Below are 25,286 nucleotides of genomic sequence, written 5' to 3'. Positions count from 1 at the left end.
GGGAAGCGCAGTGCCATGGCCTCCATCCGTCCCATCACCGTCTACGGCGAGCCCGTGCTGCACCGGCGCGCGGCCGAGGTGGAGGTGATCGACGACGAGATCCGCGAGCTGATCGAGGACATGTACGTCACGCAGGACGCCGCGCACGGCGTGGGCCTGGCCGCCCCGCAGGTCGGGGTCGGGCTGCGGATCTTCACGTGGACGTTCCCGGACTCCGGCGACGCGCCGAACGTGGGCCACGTGATCAACCCGGTGCTGACGCACCTGGACAAGGCGCCGCGGGAGGAGCCTCACCCGGACGAGCACACCGAGGGCTGCCTCTCGGTGCCCGGGCTCGGCTTCCCCCTGCAGCGCCCGACCCGCGTGCGCCTGTCCGGCCAGCGCGTGGACGGCGAGATGTTCGAGTTCGAGGCCGAGGGCTGGTTCGCGCGCATCATGCAGCACGAGTACGACCACCTCAACGGCACCCTCTACGTGAACCGGCTCGAGGGCAAATGGCAGCGGCGCTGGAAGCGCGCGCAGCGGGCCGAGCGTCTGAACGTGCCCGGTGTGACGTGGCTGCCCGGCACGGACGAGGACCCCTTCGGCCACGACGCCGACGACCACGAAGACCACGAGCACGGCCCCGACGGCGACCACGGGGACGACGAGGCCTGAGCCTCGGCTCCACGTCCGACCCGGTCGGCACACGACGACGGCCCGTCCCCTCCGCGGGGACGGGCCATCGGTCATCGGCGGGTCAGGCCTGCGGGAAGGCGGGGACCTGCTGGCCCGCCATCTTCTCCACCACGCGGATCACCTGGTGCGAGTAGCCGTACTCGTTGTCGTACCAGACGTAGAGGATCGCGTTCTTGCCGTCGTTGTTCACGAGGGTCGCCAGGCCGTCCACGACGCCGGCGCGGTCCGAGCCGACGAAGTCGGTGGACACGACCTCCGGGGAGTCCACGTAGCCGACCTGGCCGCGCAGGGGGCCGGTGAGGGACTCCTGCTTCAGGCGGGCGTTCAGCTCCTCCACCGAGGTGGGCTTGGTCAGCTCGAGATTCAGGATGGCCATGGACACGTCCGGGGTGGGGACGCGGATGGCGTTGCCGGAGAGCTTGCCCTTGAGCTCGGGCAGGGCCTTGGCCACGGCCTTGGCGGCACCGGTCTCGGTGAGCACCATGTTCATGCCGGCGGCACGGCCACGACGGGCGCCCTTGTGGAAGTTGTCCACGAGGTTCTGGTCATTGGTGTAGGCGTGCACGGTCTCCACGTGGCCGTGGTCGATGCCGTAGTCGTCCTGGATGACCTTGAGCACCGGGGTGATCCCGTTGGTGGTGCAGGAGGCCGCCGAGATGATGGTGTCCTGGGGCGTGATGTCGTCCGAGTTCACGCCGTACACGATGTTCTTCATCTCGCCCTTGCCCGGGGCGGTCAGCAGGACCTTCGCGGCGCCCTTGGCCTGCAGGTGCTGGGACAGACCCTCGTCGTCGCGCCAGCGTCCGGTGTTGTCGACGACCAGCGCGTCCTTGATGCCGTAGGAGGTGTAGTCCACCGTGGTCGGGTCGTTCGAGTAGATGACCTGGATCTCAGTGCCGTTGGCGGTGATCACGTCGCGGTCCTCGTCCACCACGATCGTCCCGTCGAACGGGCCGTGGATCGAGTCGCGGCGCAGCAGGGAGGCGCGCTTGATCAGGTCGTCCTCCGAGTTCTTGCGCACGACGACGGCACGCAGGCGCAGCTTGGAGCCACCGCCGGCGTGGTCGAGGAGGATGCGGGCCAGCAGGCGGCCGATGCGACCGAAGCCGTAGAGCACGACGTCCTGGGTCTCGCCCAGGCCCTCACCGGCCTTGCCCTTGACCTCGGCGAGCTCGGCGTCCAGGAAGGCCTGGACGTCCTGGCCCGAGGCCTTCTGCTTGGCGGCCAGCTCGGCCAGGTCGATGGTGGCGGCGCCCAGGTCCATCGCAGCCATGGCCTCGACCAGCGGGTAGGTGGACTCGACGCTCAGCGGAGCCTGCTGCACGCGGCGGGCGTAGCGGTGGGCCTTGATGATGTCGATCACGCCGCGGTTCACGAGGGAGCGCCCGTAGATCGAGGTGACCACGTTGTGCTCGCGGTACAGGGTGCCCAGCAGGGGGACCATCCTCTCCGCGAGCTTCTGCTGCGTGTTCCACTCGGGGGTCTGGGTCGAGGCGGTGTCTGCCACGGGAGTCCTTCCTTGAAACCTGGCGGGGCCGTCCTGGGCAGGCCCCATCCCCCGACCTCGTTGTCGGCGGGCGCCTCCATTCTAGGTGAGGACGCGTCCGGAGCGCCTCCGCGGCCTCGGCGGGGCGTAGACTGGTCGGTCGGGACGGATCGGCGGACGGCCGCGTGCCCCTGCGGGGGTGCGAGGAAAGTCCGGGCACCGCAGAGCAGGATGGTGGACAACATCCACCCGGGGAGACCCGCGGGCCAGTGCCACAGAGAGAAGACCGCCTCCGCGCCGTGTGCGCGGCGGTAAGGGTGAAAGGGTGGTGTAAGAGACCACCAGCGGCCCCGGTGACGGGGCCGGCTCGGTAAACCCCATCCGGTGCAAGGCCGAACAGGACGCGTCACGAGGGCTGCTCGCCCCAGCGTCCGGGTTGGCCGCTCGAGCCCGTCAGCGATGGCGGGCCCAGATGGATGGCCGTCACCTCGCGCGGGGCAACGCGCGCGAGGCACAGAACCCGGCTTACAGCCGGTCCGTCCCGCCTCACGGCCCCCGGCGAGGGTCAGAACCCCTCGTCGTCGAGGATCCGCTCGAACTCGAGCTCCACCACGTGCTCGCGCTCCCGCTTGTCCAGCAACCGGTACCCGTACGACTCGCCGATCGAGACGACCTTCGCCAGGCTCGGGCGTCGCCGGTCCCGGGGCCATTCGAGCGTCACGCGGTCCTGCCCCGTGAAGGTGCGCTCCCGCAGGCGGTGCTCCAGAGCGGAGGCGTGCGTGCGCTCCCGCCCGCTGGAGCGGACCCCGAGCCACACGGCGGCCGCGATCACGAGCAGGACGAACGGGTACACCACGCCGAACACGTTCATGGCGGTCATCGGGCGACTCCTGGGATGCGGGGCGGCTGTGCGGACCCCACCACTGTGCCAGGTCCGGACGACGACGTTGGCCCGGCCCGTCCGCGCGTCGGTCCGGGGGCGCCTGGCTAGGCTGGCCCGGTGCTGATCCTGCTGCCGCCCTCCGAGGGCAAGACCGCGCCCCGCTCCGGGGCCCCGCTCGACCTCGACGCCCTCGCGCTGGCCGACGACGCCGCGGTGACGGGCGCCCGCGCGGACCTGCTCACGCGGCTCGCCGCGGTCTCGGCCGCCCCGGATGCCCTGGCGGCCCTCGGCGTCGGGGCGTCGCTCACCGGCGAGGTCGAGGCGAACACGCGCCTGGCCTCGGCCCCTGCCGCGCCCGGTCACCGGGTGTTCACGGGCGTGCTCTTCGACGCGCTCGACCACGCCTCCCTGTCCGCGGCGGCCAAGCGCCGCGCCCGCGCGTCCGTGCTGGTCTTCTCCGCGCTGTTCGGCGCCACCGCGCTGGCGGACCGGATCCCCGCCTTCCGGCTGTCCGTCAGCGCGAAGCTGCCGGGGCTGCCCGGGCTGGCCGCGCACTGGCGCCCCGTCCTGACCCCCGCCCTCGACGCGCTCGCCGCACAGGACGGCGGGCCCGTCGTCGACTGCCGCTCCGGCGGCTACGCGGCCCAGTGGCGGGCACCGGCGGAGCGGACCCTCGCGGTCGACGTGCTCCAGCTGCGCGACGGCCAGCGGACGGTCGTCTCGCACTTCGCCAAGCACACCCGCGGCCTCGTGGCCCGCGCGCTGCTGGAGGCGGGGGCGCGGGAGACCTCGACGCTGGAGCGCGTCGCGGACGTGGTCGCGCGGGCCGGGGACGGCCCCGGCTGGGAGGTCGAGCTGGCCCGGCCGTCCGGCGCGAAGCCCGGTGCGCTGAGGGTGATCCTGCCCGAGGGGTGACCCCGGGCGAGGCGCGGTCTGCCCGGACGCGGCCTCAGTCCTCGACGGCCACCAGCTCCACCTCGAAGCCGTCCGCGGTCTCGAGGTAGGCGGCGTAGTGGTCCGCTCCCCCGGCGTGCGGGTGGCGGTCCTCGAAGAGCAGGCGGAACCCCCGGTCGCGCGCGGCGGCGGTGAGCTCGTCCACGCGGGCGCGCGATCCGGCCCGGAAGGCCAGGTGGTTCAGGCCCGGGCGGGTGCGCTCGTGGGCGCCCGCGGCGACGTCGGGCCCGGCCTCGAGCACGAGGTACTCCCCCGCCCCCTGGTACGTCCGGCCCTCGGCCCACCCCTCGCCCGGCACGTAGCCGAGCTCGCCGAACAGCCAGCCGAGGCTCGCCTCGGCCGCCGCGAGGTCGGCGACCCAGATCTCCACGTGATGCAGCCGGCCCGTGGGCGCGGGCGCCGGGGTCGCACCCTCCGGCGAGGCGACGGCGTCGGGCCCGTCCGCCTCCACGGCCCGGACGTCCGCGTCCGCGTCGAGGCCGGACCCGGCCACCGCCGGTGCGGAGGCCGTGGACGCCTGTGCGGCGGTCGACCCCGCGGCCGTGGGGGCCGCAACGGGCACCTCTGAGGCGCCGGCGTCCCACTGCCCGCCCCGCGCGCCGGCGTCCATGGCCTCGTTGGAGAGGCGGTCGGCGTCCTTGTTCCGGTTGCGCGGGATCCATTCGTAGCTGACGCGCTCGGGGGGCAGCACGGCCCGGGCCTCGGCCGCGAGGCGCCGCATGTCCTCGTGCTTGATCTTCCACCGCCCGGACATCTGCTCCACCACGAGCTTGGAGTCCATCAGCACGTGCACCCGGGCCTCCGGGTCGAGGTCCCGGGCCATCCGCAGCCCGGCCACGAGCCCGGAGTACTCGGCCACGTTGTTGGACTCCTTCCCCAGCGGGGCGGCGTCGGTCCGGAGGATCTCGCCTGTGGCCGGGTCGCGCACCAGGGCGCCGTAGCCGGCGACGCCGGGGTTGCCCCGCGACCCGCCGTCGGCCTCCACCTGCAGGACTCGTCCGCTCACCGTGCGCCTCCTCGTGTCCGTGGTCGCGCCGTCCGACGCGGCCCCCCACTCTACTGACCGCGCGGGGGCGGGGCCCGGGGTCAGTCCCGGATGAGGATGGCGCCGGACTCGGGGCAGCGGGCGACGGCGGCCGGCGGGAGGGCTCGGATGCGCGCGACCTCCGCCGGTGACAGCTCCGTGCCCGCGGCCGCGGACCGGTTCCCGACGAGCCGGGCCGCGCCGATGCCGCCGTTGCGCTCCCGCGCCTGCTCGTACAGGGACAGCAACGACGCGGGAAACACGGCGGCCAACGCCTCCCGGCGCTGGGTGAGGTCCCGGCCACGCTGGGTCACGGCCTGCCCCTCGCGGCGCACCTCCGCCGCGCGGGCCTCGACCTCGGCCCGTGCCTGCTCCAGAGCGGCGTGGCCCTTCGCAAGCCGGGACTCGGCGGCGTCGGCGGCCTCCATGGCCTCGAGCGCCGCGGCCTCGTGGTCATCGAGCAGTGCGGTGAGCGTGTCGTCCTCGTGCTGCATGGCCTGCAGCTCCTTGGACCCGCCCTGGCCCGCTTCGAGCCGCTCCCGGGTCCGGTCCCGACGGGCGCGGGTGGCGGCGGCCTTCTCGGTGGCCTCGGCCCCCGCCCGGTCGGCGGTGCGGGCGGCGTCCTGCAGACCGGGCAGCGCCTCCTCGAACTCCTGCGCGCGGGCGCGCAGCCGGGCGTGCTCCGGGTCCGCCTTGAGCCGACGGACGGCGGCGCGGGCCTGGTCCAGGGCCGTGTCGAGCTCCTGCAGCTCCAGCAGCCGGGCCTGGACGGCCGGCGGTGCGGTGACCTCACTCATGCGTGACTCCCCTCGTCGGCCCGCTCTCCCCCGACCAGGAAGTCCCAGGGGTCGCTGCGGTGATCTGAGAACAGGGTGGTGACGCCCAGTCCCCGCTCCGCCAGGGCGGCCTCCAGGGCGCGGGCGCCGTGCTCGAGCCACAGGGACTCGCTCGCCCAGTGCGAGACGTCCACGAGCGCGGGACGTCCACCCCCCGACACCGCCGTCTCCTGGGCCTCCGAGGCCGGGTGGTGGCGCAGATCGGCGGTCACGTAGACGTCCGCGCCGGACGCGCGGACCGCGTCGAAGAGACTGTCTCCGGCGCCGCCGCACACGGCGACGCGGCGGATGCGCTGGGCGGGGTCGCCCGCCACGCGTACGCCGCCGACCGTGGCGGGCAGCGCCGCGTGCACGGCGCGGGCGAAGGCGGCCAGGTCGGTCTCCTCGGGCAGGTCGCCCACCCGGCCGATGCCTTCGGCCCCGGTACCGGCGGCGGAGGTCGTCAGGGGCGAGAGCGCTCCGGTGACGCCGACGGCACGGGCCAGCACGTCCGAGACGCCGCCCACGACGGCGTCGGCGTTGGTGTGCGCGGCCAGCAGGGCGACGCGGTGCTCGATCAGGGTGTGCAGCAGGCGGCCCTTCGCGGCGGCGGCATGCCCGACGGCGGCCACGGACGAGGTCCCGCGCAGCAGGAGCGGGTGGTGGGTGACCACGAGGTCGGCCCCGCGGGCGACGGCCTCGTCGGCCACGGCCTGCACCGGGTCCAGCGCCCACAGGACGGTCCGCACCGGGGCCTCCGGGCGCCCGGCCACCGGCCCGACGGCGTCCCACGGCTCCGCCAGCTCCCGCGGCCACAGCCCCTGGACGACCTCGAGGACCTGCCCGAGCGTCGGCGGGGCCAGGGCGTGCTCCGGCGAGGCGGGGACGGTGGGACGGGACACGGTCATACCGGCCATGATGGCCCACCCGGCCCGGGCACGCACGACCCGGCTGCCCTGGGTGAGGGCACGGCGCGGCGACGTCGGGAATGAAAAGCGCGGGCCGCGTTGCTGTGCCTGCCATGACCGACTCCCCCCGTACCGAGCCCCTCGGCGCCTCCGACGCGCCCGCCGACGTCCGCGAGCTGACGCTCGCCGGCGGCTGCTTCTGGTGCCTCGACGCCGTCTACCGTCGCGTGCGGGGCGTGCTCGCCGTCGAGTCCGGCTACACCGGAGGCGACGACCCCGCCCCGAGCTACGAGTCCGTGTGCACCGGGACCACCGGCCATGCCGAAGCGGTCCGCGTGCGCTTCGACGCCGCCGTCGTGCCGCCCGAGGTGATCATGGACCTGTTCTTCACCGGCCACGACCCCACGTCGTTGAACCGCCAGGGGGCCGACGTCGGCACCCAGTACCGATCGGCCGTCTTCGCCCACGACGAGGCCGAGGCCCGGTTCTTCGCGGACGAGATCGCCCGGGCACAGGCGAACTATGACAGCCCCATCGTCACACGCGTCGAGCCGGCGTCCGCGTGGCACCCGGCCGAAGACATCCACCAGGACTTCTATGCGCGGCGCCGTTCCAACGGATACTGCCGTGTGGTCATCGATCCGAAGCTCGCGAAGGTGCGCCGGAACTACTCCGCGTGGCTCGTGGACGCCTGAGCGCCGCCGCGGCTCGATAGCCTGACGCAGGAACACCCACTAGATCGCCCGCGCCCCGAGGCGCACCACCACCGGAGGTATCACCATGGCCCGCATCCTTGACGACATCACCCAGGCGGTCGGCAACACGCCCCTGGTCCGGCTGAACCGCCTCGCGAAGGACCTGCCCGGCGACGTCGCCGTGAAGGTCGAGTTCTACAACCCGGCCAACTCGGTGAAGGACCGCATCGGCACCGCCATCGTCGACGCCGCGGAGGCGGCCGGCGAGCTGACCCCCGGCGGCACCATCGTGGAGGGCACCTCCGGCAACACCGGCATCGCCCTGGCCATGGTCGGCGCGGCACGCGGCTACCGCGTGATCCTGACCATGCCCGAGACCATGTCCACCGAGCGCCGCGTGATGCTCAAGGCGTTCGGCGCCGAGATCGTGCTGACCCCCGGGGCAGACGGCATGCGCGGCGCCCTCGAGCGCGCCCAGGAGATCGTCCGCAGCACCCCGAACTCCATCTGGGCCCAGCAGTTCGCGAACCAGGCCAACGTCCAGGCCCACTACAGGGGCACCGGCCCGGAGATCTGGGACGCGTCCGAGGGCGCCGTGGACGTGTTCATCGCCGGCGTCGGCACCGGCGGCACCATCACGGGCGCGGGCCGGTACCTGCGCGAGCAGAAGCCGGACGTGAAGCTCATCGCCGTCGAGCCGGCCGACTCCCCCATCCTCTCCGGCGGCCAGGCCGGCCCGCACAAGATCCAGGGCATCGGCGCGAACTTCGTGCCGGAGATCCTGGACACCGACCTCTACGACGAGGTCTACCCGGCCACCTTCGAGGAGTCCATCGAGACCGCCCGTCGGCTCGGGACCGAGGAGGGCATCCTGGGCGGCATCTCCACCGGCGCGATCATCTCGGCCGCCCTCAAGGAGGCCGCCAAGCCCGAGTCCGAGGGCAAGCTGATCGTCGCCATCGTGTGTGACTTCGGCGAGCGCTACATCTCCACCGCCCTCTTCGAGGACATCCGCGGCTGACCGCCGCCCGCTCACCGACCGCACCGACCCGAAGGGGCCGCCCGTGGGACTGTTCTCCCGCATCAAGGAAGACATCGCGACCGTCCGCAGCCATGACCCAGCGGCGCGCGGTGACCTCGAGGTGGCCCTCGTCTACTCGGGTCTGCACGCAGTGTGGGCGCACCGCGTCGCGCACCGGATGTGGCGGCATGACCGGCTGAAGATGCCCGCCCGCGTGCTCTCGCAGGTCACGCGGGCGGCCACGGGCATCGAGATCCACCCCGGCGCGTCGATCGGTCGTCGGTTCTTCATCGACCACGGCATGGGTGTCGTGATCGGCGAGACCGCGGAGATCGGCGACGACGTGATGCTGTACCACGGGGTCACCCTCGGCGGCCGCTCCCTGGCCAAGGTGAAGCGGCACCCCACGCTGCGCGACGGCGTCGTGGTGGGGGCCGGCGCCAAGATCCTCGGACCCGTCGAGATCGGGGAGGGAACGGCGGTGGGCGCCAACGCCGTCGTCGTGAAGGACACCCCCGCCGACGCGATCGCCACCGGCGTGCCGGCCACCGTCCGACCGCGCAAGGGCCCGTCCGAGGGCAAGCCGCTCGTGGACCCCGCGGAGTACGTGGACCCGGCCCTCTGGATCTGAGGGCCGGGCCCCCGCCGGGTCAGTCCTGCGTGGGGTCGCCCTCGGTCGGCTGCGGCATGACCACGGGCACGCCCTCGCCGTCGACCTCGGTGCGGTCGCCGGACCACAGCGTGTGGAACGAGCCCTCGCGGTCCACGCGCAGGTAGGTGTGGGCGCCGAAGTAGTCGCGCTGGCCCTGCACGAGGGCGGCCGGCAGGCGGTCGGCCCGCAGGCCGTCGTAGTACGCCAGGGCCGAGGAGAACACCGGCACCGGCACGCCCGCGGCGACGGCGGTGCCGACGACGCGGCGCCAGGCCGGCAGGGCCTCGGCGATCGCCTGGGCGAACTCGGGGGCGAAGAGCAGGTTGAGCGGCTGGCCGGGGGCGCGGGTGCCCGGCGCCGGATGGCGGGAGGTGTCGCGGCCGCCGAAGGCCTGCATGATCACGTCGAGCAGGTCGGCGCGGATGATGCAGCCGTCCCGCCACAGCGAGGCGATGGTGCCCAGGTCCAGCGACCAGCCGTACTCCTCGGCGGCGGCCGCGAGCATGTCCATGCCCTGCGCGTAGGCCACGAGCTTGGAGGCGAACAGCGCCTGGCGCACGTCCTCCACGAACGCGTCCGTGTCCTGCGGGGCGCGCTGCGCCTCCTCGTCGACGCCGGCCGCGAGGGTCTCACGGGCGACCTCGCGCACCGCGCGCTGGGAGGACAGCGAGCGGGCGAAGACGGACTCGGCGATCGCCGCCACCGGGGAGCCGACGTCGAGGCCCGAGATCGCGGTCCAGCGGCCGGTGCCCTTCTGGCCGGCCTCGTCCACGATCACGTCCACGAGCGGGCGGCCCGTGGCCGCGTCCACCTGGGCGAGCACCTCGGCCGTGATCTCGATGAGGTAGGAGGCCAGGTCGGTCTGGTTCCACGCCGTGAAGACCTCGGCCTGCTCGGCGGGCTCGAGGCCGCCCACGCGGCGCAGCAGGTCGTAGGCCTCGCCGATGACCTGCATGTCCGCGTACTCGATGCCGTTGTGGACCATCTTCACGTAGTGGCCGGCGCCGTCCGTGCCGACCCAGGCGCAGCACGGCTCCCCCTCGAACTGCGCGGAGATCTTCTCGAGCATCGGACCGAGGGCCTCGTAGGACTTCTCCGGACCGCCGGGCATGATCGCCGGACCGTGCAGGGCACCCTCCTCGCCGCCGGAGACACCGACGCCCACGAAGTGCAGGCCCTTCTCGGCGAGGGCCGCCTCGCGGCGGCGGGTGTCCTCGTAATGGGAGTTGCCGGCGTCGATGACGATGTCGCCCTCGTCCAGCAGGGGGACGAGCTGGTCGATGACGGCGTCCACGGGGGCGCCCGCCTTGACCATGATGAGCACCCGGCGCGGCACGGCGAGGGACTGCACGAGCTCGGCGAGCGTCTCCGTCGCCACGAACGCACCCTCGTCACCGTGCTCGGCCACGAGCTGGTCCGTGCGGGCCCGGCTGCGGTTGTGCAGGGCCACCGTGTAGCCGTGGCGGGCGAAGTTGCGGGCGAGGTTCGCGCCCATCACCGCCAGGCCCGTGACGCCGATGTCGGCGGCGCCGACGGGGACGGTGGTGGTCTGCTCGGTCATCGCGGGTGGCCTCCTGTGGCTCGGACGGTGGGACGGGCCGTGCCGGACACGGACCCGCCCCCAGCCTACGTCGACCGCGGTCAGTCCCCCACGGCGTCGCGGCCGCGGCGCACGATCAGCGGGTCCGGGGTGCCGACGACCTCGTGGTCCTTGCCCTCGTACTCGAACTGGGACAGGAAGTAGCGCATCGCGTTGAGGCGGGCCCGCTTCTTGTCGTTGGAGCGGATGGAGATCCACGGGGCGTGGTCCGTGTCCGTGTGGAGGAACATGGCCTCCTTGGCCTCCGTGTACGCCTCCCAACGGTCCAGGGACTCGAGGTCCATGGGCGAGAGCTTCCACTGGCGGACCGGGTCGATCTGGCGGATCGCGAAGCGCGTGCGCTGCTCGGTCTGTGTCACGGAGAACCAGAACTTGGTGAGGTGGATGCCGTCGTCCACGAGCATCTTCTCGAACAGCGGCACCTGGTTCATGAAGCGGCGGTACTGCTCGTCCGTGGCGAAGCCCATCACGCGCTCGACGCCGGCGCGGTTGTACCACGATCGGTCGAACAGCACGATCTCGCCCGCCGTGGGGAAGTGCTGGATGTAGCGCTGGAAGTACCACTGGCCGAGCTCGCGGTCCGAGGGCTTGTTGAGGGCCACGACGCGGGCGGTGCGGGGGTTCAGGTGCTCGGTGAAGCGCTTGATGGTGCCGCCCTTGCCGGCGGCGTCGCGGCCCTCGAAGACGATGATGTGGCGCTGGCCGGTGTCCTCGCCCCAGTACTGCAGCTTGAGCAGTTCGATCTGCAGGCGGTACTTCTCCAGCTCGTACTCCTCGCGCGTCATGCGCGTCTCGTACGGGTAGTCCTCCCTCCACGTCTCCACGGCACGGCCCTGCGGATCGATCAGGTCGGGATCGTTGGTGTGGCCGTCCGAGACGGTGTAGCCGCCGTCGCGCAGCTTGTCGATGAACTCGCGGAGGTTCTCGCGGGGGGCGTCGGGCTGCAGCAGCTCCATGGACCGTCTCCTTCACTGGGTGCGTCACCGTGCCCGTCCGTCCCCCTCCTCGGTACGACGGCGGCGGGCCGCGGCCTGTGCTCTGTCCACCATTATGGGCGGGCGGCGGACGAGGAAGCCGGGCCCGGCAGCGCAGCCGCGTGAACAGCAGGTGAACCCTGGGAGGCGAACGGTCGCGGCCCCGGGCCGACGAGTGTCGGCCTGCTCAGCCGCGCGGGCCGACGCCCAGGAGCTCGTCGATCGCCGCGACGGCGGCACGCGCCGCGTCGACGTCGGCGAACTGCGCGACGGCGTCGTCGTACCGGCGGTGCCCGGGAAGCTTGAGGCCGACGGAGGCGCCGTCCGTGGCGGGGAGGATCCAGATCCGGCCGCGCGGCTCGACGTCGCGCTGCTCGGCCACGTCGGCCTCCTCGAACTCGCGGTCGTAGCCGGCCCACTCGATACCGGGCCGCGGGGTGTCGGCACCGTCGAGGACGTCACGGCCGCCCATGCGCAGACAGGTGACGGACTGCAGGAGCGCGTCCAGGGTGCGGGCGGCGGCCTTGCCGGCCAGCTCGTCCTGGAAGAGGGCGAGGATGGACCATTGCCCGTCCTGGAGGAAGAGCATGGTCTGCTGCGCCTCGCCCCCGGTGATGACGGCGAGGTGACGGGCGGCGCCGTCGGGACGTGCGGGCAGCTTCCAGAAGCCGAGGGGGGTCGCGGACATGCGCTCCACCCTAGTGCGCCCCGGACGCCGACGACGCGCCGCCGCCCGGCCCCTGCCCCGCATCCCGGGTTGAGTTGTCGCGGGTGCGCGGGCCCGTCACCCGCGACAACTCAACCCGGGATGCGGGAGGGTGGGCCGATGGGCCTGCTCCGCGACCTCCTCACCCGCCGCTCCGCCCGCGACCGCTCCTCCGACCCGCCGGCGACGCTCGGCCGACACCTCGACAACGCCGCGGCGATCGTGGCCGCCGCACGCCGGGCGGACGTTCCGCTCGCGGTGGCGGCGGCCCTGGCCGAGCTCGAGTCCGGCGGCCGGAACGTCTTCGGGCACGACGCCGGCGGCGTGCACAGCGCCCCGCGCGGGACGGACGTCCCCGTAACCCGGGAGCGCTACGAGGAGCTCGTGGCCCGGGTGGCGCAGGGTGAGAAGTCCAACGGCGTGGGGCCCGCGCAGATCACGTGGCCGCCGTACTTCGCGCAGGCGGCGGAGCACGGCCTCCACCTGTGGGAGCCGGAGGACAACCTGGCCTTCGGGCTGGAGATCCTGCGCGGTCACCTGCGCGGCGACCTCTCCGCGGAGGGGATCGCCCGGGCGGGGACGCTCTACAACGCCGGGACGCTGTCCGACGGGGTCACCGCCTACGGCCGGCGCCTCGCCGCGGCGAGCCGCGCATGGGCCGAACGCCTGGGCGAGCCCGCCCCGCCGCCGGTCAGGCCAGGTTGACCAACAGCACGTAGGCCAGCGTGCCGGCGGCGATCGAGACAAGGGTCCGCCGCCCGGCCAGCAGATGCACGACGACGGTCACCGCAGCCGCGAACAGCGCGTGGGCCACCCGCGTCCCGTCCACGGGCTCTCCGGGGGCCAGCGCCGCGGCGTCGAGCAGCATCACCAGGGCCAGGATGGTCAGCACGCCGGCGGGCATCCACACCGCCAGCCGCGCCGCGAGCACGGATTCCCGCAGCGGCTGCAGCAGGGCGAACGGCACCGCGCGCAGGCAGAAGGTCACGAGGCCCGCGACGACGGCCGCCGCCACCAGGTAGGCGGCGCCGGTCATCGGGGATCCTCCTCGGCGTCGGGCTCGGCATCCGTGACGGCCCGCTCCCCCACCGCGGCGACGACGGGCACCGGTCCGGTGACGGGCACGGGCTCGGGCAGCGGCAGGGCGGTCCCGCGCGCGGCGAGCACGTGGAACGCGATCAGTACCGCGGCGTAGAGGGCGAACGCGACGACGAGCACCTGTGCCGGTGCCAGCAGCAGGGCCACCCCGACGGCGACCGCGGCCGCCAGCACGAGGGGCAGCTGGGCGCGTGTGCGGGCGGCGTCCATGGCGAGCACGATGAAGAGGGCGACGAGCGCGAACTCCAGGCCCTCCACCGGCCCGGGCAGCAGCCAGGCCACGGCCACCCCGGCGAGGCCCCCGAGCACCCAGTACGCCTGCAAAGCGACCTGCATGGCCACCAGTCGGGGGCCGGTCCAGCCGCGGGGCCGGGCGGCGGCGATGGCGTAGGCCTCGTCGATCAGGGCACCCATCGAGTAGATCCGCGCGAGGCGCCCCCGGACCACGCGCAGCGGGAAGCTGAACGCATAGAACACGTGGCGGAAGTTCACCAGGAACACCGTCACGGCGATCGTGAGCAGCGGCGTGCCCGCCACCACCAGCGGGACGAGCAGCAGCTCGACGGACCCGGCGAACACGACCACGGAGAACAGGGGTGCGACCCACGCGGGCAGCCCGGCCTGGACCACGAGCATCCCGAAGGCCATGCCCAGAGGGAACAGGCCGAGGCCGGCGCCCAACGTCACGGCGACGCCGGAGCGCACCTCGGCCCACCGCGAGGGCGGAGCGGAGGCGCGCGAGGACGCTGACGAGGAGCCCATGATGGTGAGCATGCTCTCATAGGCGCCTGACGGGCGGTCGGCATGACGGAGCCGCGGCGTCACGCCGTGTCATGGCCCCGCGATCGGTGCACCCGGAGGGACTCGAACCCCCGACCCTCTCGGTGTAAACGAGATGCTCTGACCGACTGAGCTACGGGTGCCGGTGTCCGTCCAGGCTACCGGTCCGCGAGCAGGTCGCGCGTCGCCGCCTCGTGCTCGCTCCGGGTGCGTGCCTGTCCCGGGGCGGCGACCACGCGCGCGGCCTCGACCCCGTCCGCGTTGAGCAGCACGGAGACGCGGCGGGGCCGCCCGGTCTCCGCGTCGAAGACGTCGAGGGCACGGCAGGCCGCGCCGTGGGGCCAGAAATCGGAGAGCAGGGTGAGCGGCTCCGGCAGTGCCAGCTCCTCGCGGACGCGGCGCAGCACGGGGGCGGCGTCACAGGAGACCACGCGGACAGTCACCTCGTGGACCGCCACGTCCTCGGCGAGCGCCCCGATCCAGCCGAGCTCGTCCGTGCACACCGGCGTGAACGCCCCGGGCAGGAAGACGAGCCACGTGCCCCGCGGCCCGGCGGCGTCCTCGGGCCCGCGCGTCGGCGGCCACGGCCACGTCTGGCCGTGGTCGTCGCGCAGCGCGGGGACGTCGTCGGCGCCCCGCGTCCCGCCGGACGGAGCCTCAGCCACCGCGCTTCTGGACGAGCTTCTGAGCGGCCCAGTCCTCGGAGGCGCCGGCCCCGGTGGTGGCGTGCAGGCCCGCGGTGGAGGCGGCCTCGGCGACGTCCGCCGGGCTGACGTGGCCGGCGCGACCCTTGCGGGGGGTCATGATCCAGACGGGGCCGGCATCGAGGGAGCGCTGGGCGTCCACGAGGGCGTCCGCGAGATCCATAACGTCGCCGTCGTCCGCGCGCCACCAGAAGAGGACGGCGTCCGCCGGCTCCTGATCCTCCTCGGTCAGCAGCTCCTCGCCGAGCGCGTCCTCGAGCGCGTCACGGAAGGTGACGTCGACGTCGTCGTCGTACCCCCACTCCTGCACCAGGTCGCCCCTCGAGAGGGCGAGCTCCGCCAGCAGGGCGCTGTCCGTCGAGGTCGGCGTCGACCCAGCCTGCATAGTGTCCGGTCCTCCTTGATGGTGGCGGGCACTGCGGCCCGCGCCGTCGAGCGGGTGATGATGACCACCATACGCCGTGGACGCCGCCGTTCCGGGGCCTCCGGCCGGGCGGACGCGACGGCTCCGGTCTACTCTGGGGAGGAACAGACGCACTCTCCGGGCGACGCGCCCGGCTCGGCGTCGCGGGCCCGGACCGGATCGTCTGCCCGCAGCCCACCGCGGAGCACCCCTCCGCACGAGAACCAGGAGGCACCGTGAGCGCAGCCGAAGAGAGCTCGCAGATCCGCAGCGGTCTGACCGACCAGCTCCCGGACAAGGATCCCCAGGAGACGTCGGAGTGGATCGAGTCCCTCGACGGACTCATCGAGGAGCGCGGCACGGAGCGGGCGCAGTACATCATGCGCTCCCTCATGCAGCGCGCGAGCGCCCAGTCCGTCGCCCTGCCCTACGTGACCACCACGGACTACGTGAACACGATCCCGGCGGACCAGGAGCCGGAGTACCCGGGTGACGAGGAGCTCGAGCGCCGCTACCGCAACTACCTGCGGTGGAACGCCATGGCCCTCGTGCAGCGCGCCCAGCGCGACGCCGTCGGCGTCGGCGGCCACATCTCCTCCTACGCGGGCCAGGCGACCCTCTACGAGGTGGGCCTGAACCACTTCTTCCGCGGCCAGGACCACCCGGGCGGCGGCGACCACATCTTCTTCCAGGGCCACTCCTCGCCGGGCAACTACGCCCGCGCGTTCCTCGAGGGCCGCCTGACCGAGCAGGACCTCGACGGCTTCCGCCAGGAGAAGTCCCGCCAGGGCCACGCCCTGCCCTCCTACCCGCACCCGCGGATGATGCCGCACTTCTGGCAGTACCCCACCGTGTCCATGGGCCTGGGGCCGATGAACGCCATCTTCCAGGCGCAGACCAACCGGTACCTGCACAACAACGGCATCAAGGACACCTCCGACCAGCACGTGTGGGCCTTCCTCGGCGACGGCGAGATGGACGAGCCCGAGTCGCGCGGTCAGCTGCACGTCGCGGCCAACGACAAGCTCGACAACCTCACCTTCGTGATCAACTGCAACCTGCAGCGTCTCGACGGGCCGGTGCGCGGCAACGGCAAGATCGTCCAGGAGCTGGAGTCCTACTTCCGGGGCGCCGGCTGGAACGTCATCAAGGTCCTGTGGGGCCGCGAGTGGGATCCGCTGCTCGAGGCCGACGACGAGGGCGAGCTCGTGCGCATCATGAACGAGACGCTCGACGGCGACTACCAGACCTACAAGGCCGAGTCCGGCGGCTTCGTGCGCGACCACTTCTTCGGCCGGTCCTCCGTCACCAAGGAGATGGTGGCGGACATGACCGACGACGAGATCTGGGGCCTCAAGCGCGGCGGCCACGACTACAAGAAGGTCTACGCCGCCTACAAGGCCGCCATGGAGCACAAGGGCCAGCCCACCGTGATCCTGGCCCACACCATCAAGGGCTACGGCCTGGGCAAGTCCTTCGAGGGCCGCAACGCCACGCACCAGATGAAGAAGCTGACGGTGGACGACCTCAAGGTGTTCCGGGACCGCCACCGCATCCCGATCTCGGACGAGCAGATCGAGAAGGACCCGTACAACATCCCGTACTACCACCCGGGCGCCGACGCCCCGGAGATCACGTACATGATGGAGCGGCGCAAGGAGCTGGGCGGCTTCGTGCCGGAGCGGCGCAGCGACTACCACGCGATCCCGCTGCCCCCGGAGTCCGCGTACAAGCAGGCCCGCAAGGGATCGGGCAAGCAGCAGGCCGCCACGACCATGGCGTTCGTGCGCCTGCTCAAGGACCTGATGCGGGACAAGAACATGGGACCGCGCTTCGTGCCGATCATCCCGGACGAGGCCCGCACCTTCGGCATGGACTCGTTCTTCCCGACCGCGAAGATCTACAACCCCAAGGGCCAGAACTACCTGTCCGTGGACCGGGACCTGTTCCTGTCCTACAAGGAGTCCCCGCAGGGGAAGATCTACCACGTCGGCATCAACGAGGACGGCGCCACCGCGGCGTTCAACGCGATCGGCACGGCGTACTCCACGCACGGCGAGCCGATGATCCCGGTGTACATCTTCTACTCGATGTTCGGCTTCCAGCGGACCGCGGACAACATCTGGGCCGCAGGCGACCAGCTCGCGCGCGGCTTCATGATCGGCGCCACCGCCGGGCGCACCACCCTCGCCGGCGAGGGCACGCAGCACATGGACGGTCACTCCCCCGTCCTGGCGTCCACGAACCCGGCCGTGAAGCACTACGACCCGGCGTACTCGTACGAGATCGCCCACATCGTGCGCCAGGGCCTGGAGGACATGTACGGCGACCACGACCGCGGGGACGACGTCCGCAACGTCATCTACTACCTCACGGTGTACAACGAGCCGATCACCCACATCGAGGAGCCCGAGGGCCTCGACGTGGAGGGCCTGCTCAAGGGCATCTACCGTCTCTCCGAGGGCCAGGGCGACGGCCCGAAGGTCCAGCTCCTGGGCTCCGGCGTCTCCGTGCCGTGGGCGCTCGACGCCCAGCGGATCCTCTCCGAGGAGTGGGGCGTGAACGCCTCCGTGTGGTCGGTGACCTCCTACAACGAGCTGTACCGCGACGCCGTCGCGGCGGAGAAGGACGCACTGAAGGACCCGTCCGCCACCCCGCGCGTGCCCTACGTGACGCAGGCGCTGCAGGGGGCCGAGGGCCCGATCGTGGCCACCTCGGACTACTCCACCTCGTGGACGAACCAGATCCGCCCGTTCGTGCCGAACCGCTTCTCGGCGCTCGGCGCCGACGAGTTCGGCTTCGCGGACACCCGCGCCGCCGCCCGTCGGTACTTCCTCATCGACACCCACTCGATGGTGGTCCGCGCGCTGCAGCTCCTCGAGGAGGAGGGCGAGGTCGAGCGGGGCACGGCCGCGAAGGCGCACGAGAAGTACCGCCTGGACGACGTCAACGCCGGCACCACCGGCATCGCGGGTGGCGACGCCTGACCCGCATGCCGCGGGGAGGCCGACGCCCTCCCGTCCCGACGCCGGCCGCCCGCCTCCGCCACGGAGGCGGGCGGCCGGCGTCGTCGCTGTAGGAACCCCACAACACGCGCCTAGGATGAAGCGCATGCCCGAGCCCCGCCCCGCCGCCCCTCGCCCCGTGAGCACCGACGGGCTGGCCCGCCTCCGGAGCCACCTGGGGGCACTGAACACGGCGGTGCTGCAGCGGCTGGACGCCACCCTGCCCTGGTACCGCCGACTCACCCCGGACGAGCGCAGCGCCCTCGGGCTCGTGGCCCAGCGCGCCCTGCAGGGCTTCCTCACGTGGTTCGAGCGGCCCACCTCCACGGGCCACGTCCTGCAGGACGTCTTCGGGCCCGCGCCCACCGATCTCACCCGGGCGATCTCGCTGCAGCGGGCCCTCCAGCTCATCCGGACGATGGTGGACGTCGTCGAGACGCGGGTGCCGGAGCTGCTGGCCGAGCGCGACCAGGCGCCCGTCCGCGAGCACATCCTCCACTACTCGCGCGAGGTCGCGTTCGCGCTCGCAGACGTGTACGCCCGGGCCGCGGAGATGCGCGGCGCGATGGACTCGCGGCTCGAGTCGGTCCTGCTGGACGCGGTGCTGCGCGGGCAGGACCCGGACGAGATCCGGCATCGGGCCACGGCGCTGGGCTGGCGTGGGGACCACGACGTGATGGTCATGGCGGGTCTCGCCCCGGGGCAGGACAAGCCCGCGTTCATCCCGGACCTGCGGCGGGCCGCGGCGAGGCTCGACTGCGACCTGCTCGTGGGCGTGCAGTCCGAACGGCTCGTCCTCGTGGTCGGCTCGGTGCGGGACGCGCGGGCGGTGGGCGAGGCGCTCGCGCCCTGGTTCGCGCCGGGACCGGTGATCGTTGGACCCGTCGTGGACTCGCTGGTCTCGGTGCACGTCTCGGCGCGGCACACCCTCGCCGGGCTCAGCGCGGCGGCCGCCCACCCCCGGGCGAGCCGGCCCACCCCGGCGGAGGACCTGCTGCCCGAGCGGGCGCTGCTGGGCGACCCCACGGCCCGGGAGGCCCTCGTGGACGGGGTGTTCACGCCCCTGGCCGACGCCGGCACCTCCCTGCTGGAGACCGTGGACGCATACGGCGCGCTGGGCCACTCGCTCGAGGGCACGGCCCGCGAGCTGTTCGTCCACGCGAACACGGTGCGGTACCGCCTCAAGCGGGTGGCCGAGGTGACCGGCTGGGACCCGCTGGTCCCCCGCGACGCGTACGTCCTGCAGACCGCGATCACCCTGGGCCGGCTCGCGGGGGCGCGGCCGACGACCGGGGCAGGGTCGGACTGAGCCGGGGCGGCACACACCCCCCACTTGTAGAAACCCTCCAAACCGACTCGCCGTGCTTCGTGGCGCGATCTGCCCGGGATGGCGGCCGATCCTGACACGATGGAGGAATGCTTGCCATCGTGTGCCCCGGACAGGGGTCCCAGACGCCCGGCTTCCTCGCCCCCTGGCTCGAGCTGGACGGGACCCGCGACCTGCTCGCGTCCCTCTCCGACGCCGCGGGCGTGGACCTGATCCGCCACGGCACCGAGTCGGACGAGGAGACCATCAAGGACACCGCCGTCGCCCAGCCGCTGATCGTGGCGGCCGGCCTGGTGGCCGCCGCGGCCCTCGAAGCGGACGCCGCCGCACCGAAGTCGACCGTCGTGGCCGGCCACTCCGTGGGCGAGGTCACCGCGGCCGCCGTCACCGGCGTGCTGTCCCCCGCCGAGGCCCTCTCCCTGGTGCGCGTGCGCGCCACCGGCATGGCCCGGGCCGCCGCGGCCACGCCCACGGGCATGGCCGCCGTCGTGGGTGGGGACCAGGACGAGGTCCTCGCGGCCATCGACGCGGCGGGCCTGACGCCCGCCAATGTCAACGGCGCCGGCCAGATCGTCGCCGCCGGCACCGCGGAGGCCCTCGGCGCGCTCGCCGAGTCCGCCCCCGCCCGCGCCCGCGTGATCCCGCTCAAGGTGGCCGGCGCGTTCCACACGGAGCACATGCGCCCCGCCGTGGACGACCTCGCGGCCCACGTCGCCGGCCTCTCCCCCTCGGACCCGCGCCTGCCCCTGCTGTCCAACCGGGACGGCGAGGCCGTCGAGTCCGGCACGGACGTGCTCGCCCGGATCGTGGACCAGGTCACCCGCCCGGTCCGCTGGGACCTGTGCATGGCGACCATGGCCACGCGGCAGGTCACGGGCGTCCTGGAGCTGCTGCCCGGTGGCACACTGACCGGACTGGCCAAGCGCGGTCTCAAGGGCACCGCGCAGCTCGCCGTGAAGACCCCCGAGGACCTGGACGCCGCGCGGGCGTTCCTGGCCGAGCACTCGGCCTGAACCCCGCGCACCGCCCGGCAGAGAGAAGCACCATGACCGTCACCCTGAAGCAGCACGAGCGCCCCGCGGCCAGCCGCATCGTGGCCGTGGGCGCCTACCGCCCGGCGAACCTGGTCCCCAATGAGGACCTCGTCGGCCCCATCGACTCGTCGGACGAGTGGATCCGCCAGCGCACCGGCATCGTCACGCGCCAGCGCGCCACGGCGGAGGAGACCGTGCCCGTCATGGCCGTGGGCGCCGCCCGGGAGGCCCTCGAGCGGGCCGGCCTGCAGGGCTCGGACCTGGACGCCGTGATCGTCTCGACCGTCACCTTCCCGCACGCCACCCCCTCGGCCGCGGCCCTCGTGGCGCACGAGATCGGCGCCACCCCGGCGCCCGCCTACGACGTCTCCGCCGCGTGCGCCGGCTACTGCTACGGCGTCGCGCAGGCCGACGCGCTCGTGCGCTCCGGCACCGCGCGGCACGTGCTCGTGGTCGGCGTCGAGCGCCTCTCCGACGTCGTGGATCCCACGGACCGCTCCATCTCCTTCCTCCTGGGCGACGGCGCGGGCGCCGTGATCGTGTCGGCCGCGGACGAGCCGGGCATCTCCCCCTCGGTGTGGGGTTCGGACGGGGAGCGCTGGTCCACGATCTCCATGACGCACTCGCAGCTGGAGCTGCGCGATGCCGTGGAGCACGCCCGCACCACGGGCGACGCCTCGGCGATCACCGGCGCGGAGGGGATGCTCTGGCCCACGCTGCGCCAGGACGGGCCCTCCGTCTTCCGCTGGGCCGTGTGGTCGATGGCGAAGGTGGCCCGCGAGGCCCTCGACGCCGCGGGCGTGGAGCCCGAGGACCTCGCCGCGTTCATCCCGCACCAGGCCAACATGCGGATCATCGACGAGTTCGCCAAGCAGCTGAAGCTGCCGGAGTCCGTCGTCGTGGCCCGGGACATCGCGGACGCCGGCAACACGTCGGCCGCGTCCATCCCGCTGGCCATGCACCGTCTGCTGGAGGAGAACCCCGAGCTCTCCGGCGGCCTGGCCCTGCAGATCGGCTTCGGCGCCGGGCTGGTCTACGGCGCCCAGGTGGTCCGCCTCCCCTGAGGCGGCGCCGTCTGATTCACTGTCCACGTACACCCCACACCCCTACCGAAGGAGACGCCCCATGGCTTCCAAGGAAGAGATCCTCGCCGGCCTCGCCGAGATCGTGAACGAGGAGACCGGCCTCGACGCCGCCGAGGTGCAGCCGGAGAAGTCCTTCACGGACGATCTGGACATCGACTCGATCTCGATGATGACCATCGTGGTCAACGCCGAGGACAAGTTCGGCGTGAAGATCCCGGACGAGGAGGTCAAGAACCTCAAGACCGTCCAGGACGCCGTCGACTTCATCGACGGCGCCCAGGCCTGATCGGCCCACGACGGCGGCGGGCCCGGCCCGCCCCGTCCCCTCGGTGAGCGCCGGGGGCGCGTGAGCGCCCCCGGCCCCCGACACCCTCGACTTCCGGTACCCCGGCGAGCGCCGCGCATCGTGCCGACGACACCCCTCCGCCCGATCCCCACTCGAGACCCAGAGGCAGCAGACCCATGACCCGCACCGCAGTGATCACCGGCCTCGGCGCCACCACGCCCATCGGCGGCGACGTGCCCACCTTCTGGTCCCACGCCCTGCAGGGCGTCTCCGGTGCGCGCACCATGGAACACGACTGGGTGGAGAAGTACGAGCTGCCCGTCACCTTCGCGGCCGAGCTGGCCGTGCCCACCTCCGAGGTCCTCTCCAAGGTGGAGCAGAAACGCCAGGACCCGGCCACCCAGATGGCGACCGTCGCCGCGCGCGAGGCCTGGAAGGACGCCGGCCTCGAGGGCGCGGAGGTCGACGGCGACCGGCTCGCGGTGGCCTTCGGCACCGGCATCGGCGGCGTGTGGACCCTCCTGGACGGCTGGGACACCCTGCGCGAGCGCGGCCCGCGCCGCGTGCTGCCCATGACCGTCCCGATGCTCATGCCCAACGGCGCCGCCGGCGCGCTCTCCCTCGAGTTCGGCGCCCGTGCCGGCGCCCGCACCGTGGTGTCCGCGTGCGCCGCCGGCACCGAGGCGCTCGAGACCGCGCTGCTGCTCATCCGCTCCGGCCAGGCCGACGTCGTGATCTGCGGCGCCGCCGAGGCCGCCGTGCACCCGCTGCCGATGGCCGCGTTCGCCGCGATGCAGGCGCTGTCCAAGCGCAACGACGACCCGCAGGCCGCGTCCCGCCCCTACGACGTGGACCGCGACGGCTTCGTCCTCGGCGAGGGCGCCGGCGTCATGGTGATCGAGTCCGAGGAGCACGCGAAGGCCCGCGGCGCCCGCGTGTACGCCGAGCTGGCCGGCGCGGGCGTCAGCTCCGACTCCCACCACATCACCGCGCCCGAGCCCGAGGGCCTGGGCGCGACCCGTGCGATGCGCGCCGCCCTGAGGTCGGCCGACATCGCCCCCGAGGACGTGTGCCACGTGAACGCCCACGCGACCTCCACGCCCAAGGGCGACGCCCCGGAGTACCTGGCCATGCGGGCCGTGTTCGGCGAGCACCTGGATCAGGTGCAGGTCTCGGCCACGAAGTCCCAGACCGGCCACCTGCTGGGCGCCTCGGGCGCGATCGAGTCGATCCTGTCCGTGCTCGCCGTGCACCACGGCCAGGCGCCCGTGACCATCAACCTGGACCACCAGGACCCGGAGATCCCGCTGAACGTGGTCACCGGCTCCCCCGCCCGCCTGCCCGAGGGGCCGCGCGTGGCCGTGAAGAACTCGTTCGGGTTCGGCGGCCACAACGCGGTGGCCGTGTTCCGCAGCGTCTGAGCCGGAGCGCCGCCGGCCGGGCGAAGGCTCAGACAGCGCGGTGCAGCCAGCGCACGTTGGCGTGGGCGGCGGCCAGCCGGAACGGCTCGAGCTCATCGTCCCAGGCCTCGCCGAGCGCGAGGGAGAGTTCGTGCATCAGCACGCTGGGGTCGCCCGCACCGGCCTCGTAGGCGTACCGGATGCGGTCCTCGGAGACCATGATGTTGCCGGAGACGTCCGTGGTGGCGTGGAAGATGCCGAGGTCCGGGGTGTGGGACCAGCGCGAGCCGTCGACCCCGGCGGACGGCTCCTCCGTGATCTCGAAGCGCAGGTGCGGCCAGCCACGCAGAGCGGAGGCCAGACGCGCGCCGGTGCCGGCGGGCGCCGTCCAGTGCACCTCGGCGCGGTGCTGGCCGGGCGCGACCGGCTGACCCTCCCACTCCACCGAGGTCGCGGGGCCGAGCACGGAGCTCAGCGCCCACTCGACGTGGGGGCAGAGGGCGGTGGGGGCGGAGAGGATGTGGACCACGCCGCGGGTATGGGTGCTGGTCATGGATGCCTCCGAGGGTGCGATGCGGTGCGTCTTCCCCTACGACCACGTCGCGGCTCCGGTGGATCCTGGGGCCATTGTGCACCAGGGATGCTGGGCCGGCAACGAGGCGGCGCGGCGCCCTGCGTGTCGTGGCGGCGGAGGGGACGGGCCGGGGGTGCTCCGGGGAGGCGTCAGGCGCGTGGGTGGGCCTGCCGGTAGCCCTCGCGGAGGCGATCGATCGAGACGTGTGTGTAGACCTGCGTGGTGCGCAGGGACGCATGGCCCAGCAGCTCCTGCACGCTGCGCAGGTCGGCGCCGCCGTCGAGGAGGTGGGTCGCGGCCGTGTGGCGCAGCGCGTGCGGCCCGCGCGCCGCGGTGTCCCCCAGGCCCTCGAGTGCCCGGTCGACGACGGTGCGCGCTTGGCGCACCCCCAGCCGGCCGCCGCGCGCGCCGAGGAAGAGGGCGGGGCCGGAGTCCGGACGGGCCAGGCGGGGGCGACCGAGCCGCTGCCACGCTTGGAGGGCGCGGCCCGCGGGTGCGCCGTAGGGGACGGTGCGCTGCCGGTCTCCCTTGCCGGTCAGCCGGACGACGCCGCGGCCGGCCTCGAGGTCGTCCACGTCCAGGGCGGAGAGTTCGGCCACCCGGGCGCCGGTGGCGTAGAGCAGCTCGAGCAGGGCGGCGTCCCGCAGGGCCAGCGCGTGGGCGGCGGGGTCGTCCCCCGCGGCGGCGGCGTCCACCCGGTCCTGGGCCGCCGCGAGGAGCCGGGTCGCCTGCTGCTCCTGGAGCACGTGGGGCAGCGTCCCCTCGGGTCGGGGCGAGCGCAGCCGCAGGGCGGGGTCGTCCGAGCGCAGGCCCTCGCGGCGCAGCCAGGCCGTGAAGGTGCGGACGGCGGCCACCCGTCGGGCCAGGGTCGCGCGGGCGAGGCCGGCCCCGCTCATGGCCGCCAGCCAGCCACGCAGGTCCTCGATGTCCAGCTCGGCGAGGACGTCCGGTGCGCTGGGCACGTGGCGGGCGGGGGCGTCGTCGTCCGCGGCGGGCGCCGCCGCGGTGCCGGCTGTGCCGGCGACGTGGTCGATGAGGGCGCGCAGATCGGCGAGGTACGCGCGCACGGTCTGGGGGCTGCGGTTTCGCTCGTGGCGCAGGTGCTCCTCGAACGCCTCGAGCCAGGCCGTGTCCCGGGGCGAGGGGGCGCGCGGGGCCGGGGCGGGACGGGCGGAGGACGACGGGGTCATCCCC

General features: G+C 73.4%; 26 protein-coding genes, 1 tRNA gene and 1 other RNA gene. 13 read left to right on the top strand and 15 right to left on the bottom strand.

Annotation, left to right across the window (positions count from 1 at the left end; all coding sequences use genetic code 11):
* The first annotated feature begins 15 nt into the window (after nucleotides 1-15).
* On the top strand, nucleotides 16-657 hold the full coding sequence (def, locus tag AC0VX0_RS04420; RefSeq protein ID WP_044659107.1) for a peptide deformylase: 642 nt from the start codon (nucleotides 16-18) through the stop codon (nucleotides 655-657).
* Between the two features lie 82 nt (nucleotides 658-739).
* On the opposite strand, the gene AC0VX0_RS04415 is transcribed toward def, so the two are convergent.
* Complete coding sequence (locus AC0VX0_RS04415) at nucleotides 740-2,185, bottom strand: glyceraldehyde-3-phosphate dehydrogenase (protein ID WP_475451951.1); 1,446 nt, start codon at nucleotides 2,183-2,185, stop codon at nucleotides 740-742.
* A 144-nt stretch (nucleotides 2,186-2,329) separates the two neighbouring features.
* Between AC0VX0_RS04415 and rnpB the strand changes: the two genes are divergently transcribed.
* An RNA gene (gene rnpB / locus AC0VX0_RS04410) (RNase P RNA component class A) lies at nucleotides 2,330-2,708 on the top strand.
* A gap of 21 nt (nucleotides 2,709-2,729) precedes the next feature.
* On the opposite strand, the gene AC0VX0_RS04405 is transcribed toward rnpB, so the two are convergent.
* Nucleotides 2,730-3,044, bottom strand: coding sequence for a hypothetical protein (locus tag AC0VX0_RS04405; RefSeq protein WP_036381307.1), 315 nt, complete (start codon nucleotides 3,042-3,044; stop codon nucleotides 2,730-2,732).
* 120 nt (nucleotides 3,045-3,164) lie between these two features.
* Here AC0VX0_RS04405 and AC0VX0_RS04400 point away from each other — a divergent pair, with 120 nt between their 5' ends.
* Nucleotides 3,165-3,962 carry a YaaA family protein gene (locus AC0VX0_RS04400; protein WP_020624784.1) on the top strand — a complete coding sequence of 266 codons (798 nt, stop codon included), beginning with the start codon at nucleotides 3,165-3,167 and terminating at the stop codon, nucleotides 3,960-3,962.
* Between the two features lie 34 nt (nucleotides 3,963-3,996).
* Here AC0VX0_RS04400 and AC0VX0_RS04395 read toward each other — a convergent pair whose 3' ends face one another.
* The 3 genes from AC0VX0_RS04395 to AC0VX0_RS04385 form a co-directional block, all read right to left on the bottom strand.
* Nucleotides 3,997-5,007: a reverse transcriptase-like protein gene (locus AC0VX0_RS04395; protein WP_144860395.1), complete on the bottom strand. Its 1,011-nt coding sequence runs from the start codon at nucleotides 5,005-5,007 to the stop codon at nucleotides 3,997-3,999.
* Between the two features lie 80 nt (nucleotides 5,008-5,087).
* Nucleotides 5,088-5,822 (bottom strand): zinc ribbon domain-containing protein, encoded by a 735-nt coding sequence (locus AC0VX0_RS04390; protein ID WP_069941178.1) that lies wholly within the window; start codon nucleotides 5,820-5,822, stop codon nucleotides 5,088-5,090.
* On the bottom strand, nucleotides 5,819-6,748 hold the full coding sequence (locus tag AC0VX0_RS04385; protein ID WP_069941179.1) for a Nif3-like dinuclear metal center hexameric protein: 930 nt from the start codon (nucleotides 6,746-6,748) through the stop codon (nucleotides 5,819-5,821). The genes AC0VX0_RS04390 and AC0VX0_RS04385 overlap by 4 nt, the downstream gene beginning before the upstream one ends.
* A 113-nt stretch (nucleotides 6,749-6,861) precedes the next feature.
* Between AC0VX0_RS04385 and msrA the strand changes: the two genes are divergently transcribed.
* The 3 genes from msrA to epsC all read left to right on the top strand — a co-directional run bounded on the left by msrA (nucleotide 6,862) and on the right by epsC (nucleotide 9,095).
* Nucleotides 6,862-7,443, top strand: coding sequence for a peptide-methionine (S)-S-oxide reductase MsrA (gene msrA / locus AC0VX0_RS04380; protein WP_036312770.1), 582 nt, complete (start codon nucleotides 6,862-6,864; stop codon nucleotides 7,441-7,443).
* Between the two features lie 85 nt (nucleotides 7,444-7,528).
* On the top strand, nucleotides 7,529-8,464 hold the full coding sequence (gene cysK, locus AC0VX0_RS04375; RefSeq protein WP_101967215.1) for a cysteine synthase A: 936 nt from the start codon (nucleotides 7,529-7,531) through the stop codon (nucleotides 8,462-8,464).
* 43 nt (nucleotides 8,465-8,507) lie between these two features.
* Nucleotides 8,508-9,095: a serine O-acetyltransferase EpsC gene (gene epsC, locus AC0VX0_RS04370; protein ID WP_036340179.1), complete on the top strand. Its 588-nt coding sequence runs from the start codon at nucleotides 8,508-8,510 to the stop codon at nucleotides 9,093-9,095.
* 19 nt (nucleotides 9,096-9,114) lie between these two features.
* Here the strand turns inward: epsC and gndA are convergent, their stop codons facing one another.
* The 3 genes from gndA to AC0VX0_RS04355 all read right to left on the bottom strand — a co-directional run bounded on the left by gndA (nucleotide 9,115) and on the right by AC0VX0_RS04355 (nucleotide 12,378).
* The gene (gndA, locus tag AC0VX0_RS04365; protein ID WP_095346858.1) at nucleotides 9,115-10,677 is read right to left on the bottom strand and encodes an NADP-dependent phosphogluconate dehydrogenase; all 1,563 of its coding nucleotides are present in this window, start codon (nucleotides 10,675-10,677) and stop codon (nucleotides 9,115-9,117) included.
* 80 nt (nucleotides 10,678-10,757) lie between these two features.
* On the bottom strand, nucleotides 10,758-11,672 hold the full coding sequence (gene ppk2, locus AC0VX0_RS04360) for a polyphosphate kinase 2 (RefSeq protein ID WP_010078895.1): 915 nt from the start codon (nucleotides 11,670-11,672) through the stop codon (nucleotides 10,758-10,760).
* 205 nt (nucleotides 11,673-11,877) lie between these two features.
* Nucleotides 11,878-12,378, bottom strand: a complete 501-nt coding sequence (locus AC0VX0_RS04355) for a hypothetical protein (protein WP_036312781.1) — start codon at nucleotides 12,376-12,378, stop codon at nucleotides 11,878-11,880.
* Nucleotides 12,379-12,516: 138 nt separating this feature from the next.
* Here AC0VX0_RS04355 and AC0VX0_RS04350 point away from each other — a divergent pair, with 138 nt between their 5' ends.
* The gene (locus AC0VX0_RS04350) at nucleotides 12,517-13,101 is read left to right on the top strand and encodes a hypothetical protein (protein WP_475451945.1); all 585 of its coding nucleotides are present in this window, start codon (nucleotides 12,517-12,519) and stop codon (nucleotides 13,099-13,101) included.
* Here AC0VX0_RS04350 and AC0VX0_RS04345 read toward each other — a convergent pair.
* The 5 genes from AC0VX0_RS04345 to AC0VX0_RS04325 all read right to left on the bottom strand — a co-directional run bounded on the left by AC0VX0_RS04345 (nucleotide 13,088) and on the right by AC0VX0_RS04325 (nucleotide 15,363).
* A complete protein-coding gene (locus AC0VX0_RS04345) occupies nucleotides 13,088-13,432 on the bottom strand; it encodes an AzlD domain-containing protein (RefSeq protein ID WP_036312787.1) in 345 nt (114 codons plus the stop codon). The genes AC0VX0_RS04350 and AC0VX0_RS04345 overlap by 14 nt on opposite strands.
* The gene (locus tag AC0VX0_RS04340) at nucleotides 13,429-14,268 is read right to left on the bottom strand and encodes an AzlC family ABC transporter permease (protein WP_036312790.1); all 840 of its coding nucleotides are present in this window, start codon (nucleotides 14,266-14,268) and stop codon (nucleotides 13,429-13,431) included. Before AC0VX0_RS04340 ends, AC0VX0_RS04345 begins: the two co-directional genes overlap by 4 nt.
* Before the next feature lie 75 nt (nucleotides 14,269-14,343).
* Nucleotides 14,344-14,417: transfer RNA gene (locus AC0VX0_RS04335), tRNA-Val, on the bottom strand.
* A gap of 15 nt (nucleotides 14,418-14,432) precedes the next feature.
* Nucleotides 14,433-14,939 (bottom strand): redoxin domain-containing protein, encoded by a 507-nt coding sequence (locus AC0VX0_RS04330; protein WP_044659131.1) that lies wholly within the window; start codon nucleotides 14,937-14,939, stop codon nucleotides 14,433-14,435.
* The gene (locus tag AC0VX0_RS04325; protein ID WP_044659132.1) at nucleotides 14,932-15,363 is read right to left on the bottom strand and encodes a DUF3052 domain-containing protein; all 432 of its coding nucleotides are present in this window, start codon (nucleotides 15,361-15,363) and stop codon (nucleotides 14,932-14,934) included. The genes AC0VX0_RS04330 and AC0VX0_RS04325 overlap by 8 nt, the downstream gene beginning before the upstream one ends.
* A gap of 254 nt (nucleotides 15,364-15,617) precedes the next feature.
* Between AC0VX0_RS04325 and aceE the strand changes: the two genes are divergently transcribed.
* From aceE to fabF, 6 genes are all read left to right on the top strand, one after another.
* Nucleotides 15,618-18,368, top strand: a complete 2,751-nt coding sequence (gene aceE / locus AC0VX0_RS04320) for a pyruvate dehydrogenase (acetyl-transferring), homodimeric type (RefSeq protein WP_101967210.1) — start codon at nucleotides 15,618-15,620, stop codon at nucleotides 18,366-18,368.
* A 124-nt stretch (nucleotides 18,369-18,492) separates the two neighbouring features.
* Entirely contained in the window at nucleotides 18,493-19,695 is a 1,203-nt protein-coding gene (locus AC0VX0_RS04315; RefSeq protein ID WP_095353762.1) for a PucR family transcriptional regulator, read from the top strand.
* 107 nt (nucleotides 19,696-19,802) lie between these two features.
* The gene (locus AC0VX0_RS04310) at nucleotides 19,803-20,726 is read left to right on the top strand and encodes an ACP S-malonyltransferase (RefSeq protein WP_113914178.1); all 924 of its coding nucleotides are present in this window, start codon (nucleotides 19,803-19,805) and stop codon (nucleotides 20,724-20,726) included.
* Between the two features lie 32 nt (nucleotides 20,727-20,758).
* Nucleotides 20,759-21,811, top strand: a complete 1,053-nt coding sequence (locus tag AC0VX0_RS04305) for a beta-ketoacyl-ACP synthase III (RefSeq protein ID WP_073115556.1) — start codon at nucleotides 20,759-20,761, stop codon at nucleotides 21,809-21,811.
* A gap of 61 nt (nucleotides 21,812-21,872) precedes the next feature.
* Entirely contained in the window at nucleotides 21,873-22,118 is a 246-nt protein-coding gene (locus AC0VX0_RS04300; RefSeq protein WP_002858017.1) for an acyl carrier protein, read from the top strand.
* 176 nt (nucleotides 22,119-22,294) lie between these two features.
* The gene (gene fabF / locus AC0VX0_RS04295) at nucleotides 22,295-23,539 is read left to right on the top strand and encodes a beta-ketoacyl-ACP synthase II (RefSeq protein WP_122054238.1); all 1,245 of its coding nucleotides are present in this window, start codon (nucleotides 22,295-22,297) and stop codon (nucleotides 23,537-23,539) included.
* A 28-nt stretch (nucleotides 23,540-23,567) separates the two neighbouring features.
* On the opposite strand, the gene AC0VX0_RS04290 is transcribed toward fabF, so the two are convergent.
* Both AC0VX0_RS04290 and AC0VX0_RS04285 read right to left on the bottom strand, forming a co-directional pair.
* Nucleotides 23,568-24,071 carry a DUF3145 domain-containing protein gene (locus AC0VX0_RS04290; RefSeq protein WP_036340144.1) on the bottom strand — a complete coding sequence of 168 codons (504 nt, stop codon included), beginning with the start codon at nucleotides 24,069-24,071 and terminating at the stop codon, nucleotides 23,568-23,570.
* Nucleotides 24,072-24,241: 170 nt separating this feature from the next.
* The gene (locus AC0VX0_RS04285) at nucleotides 24,242-25,282 is read right to left on the bottom strand and encodes a tyrosine recombinase XerC (RefSeq protein WP_475451940.1); all 1,041 of its coding nucleotides are present in this window, start codon (nucleotides 25,280-25,282) and stop codon (nucleotides 24,242-24,244) included.
* Nucleotides 25,283-25,286: the final 4 nt, after the last annotated feature.

Source organism: Micrococcus sp. iso_26, assembly GCF_056172975.1.
This window is presented reverse-complemented; position numbering and strand designations above follow the sequence as displayed.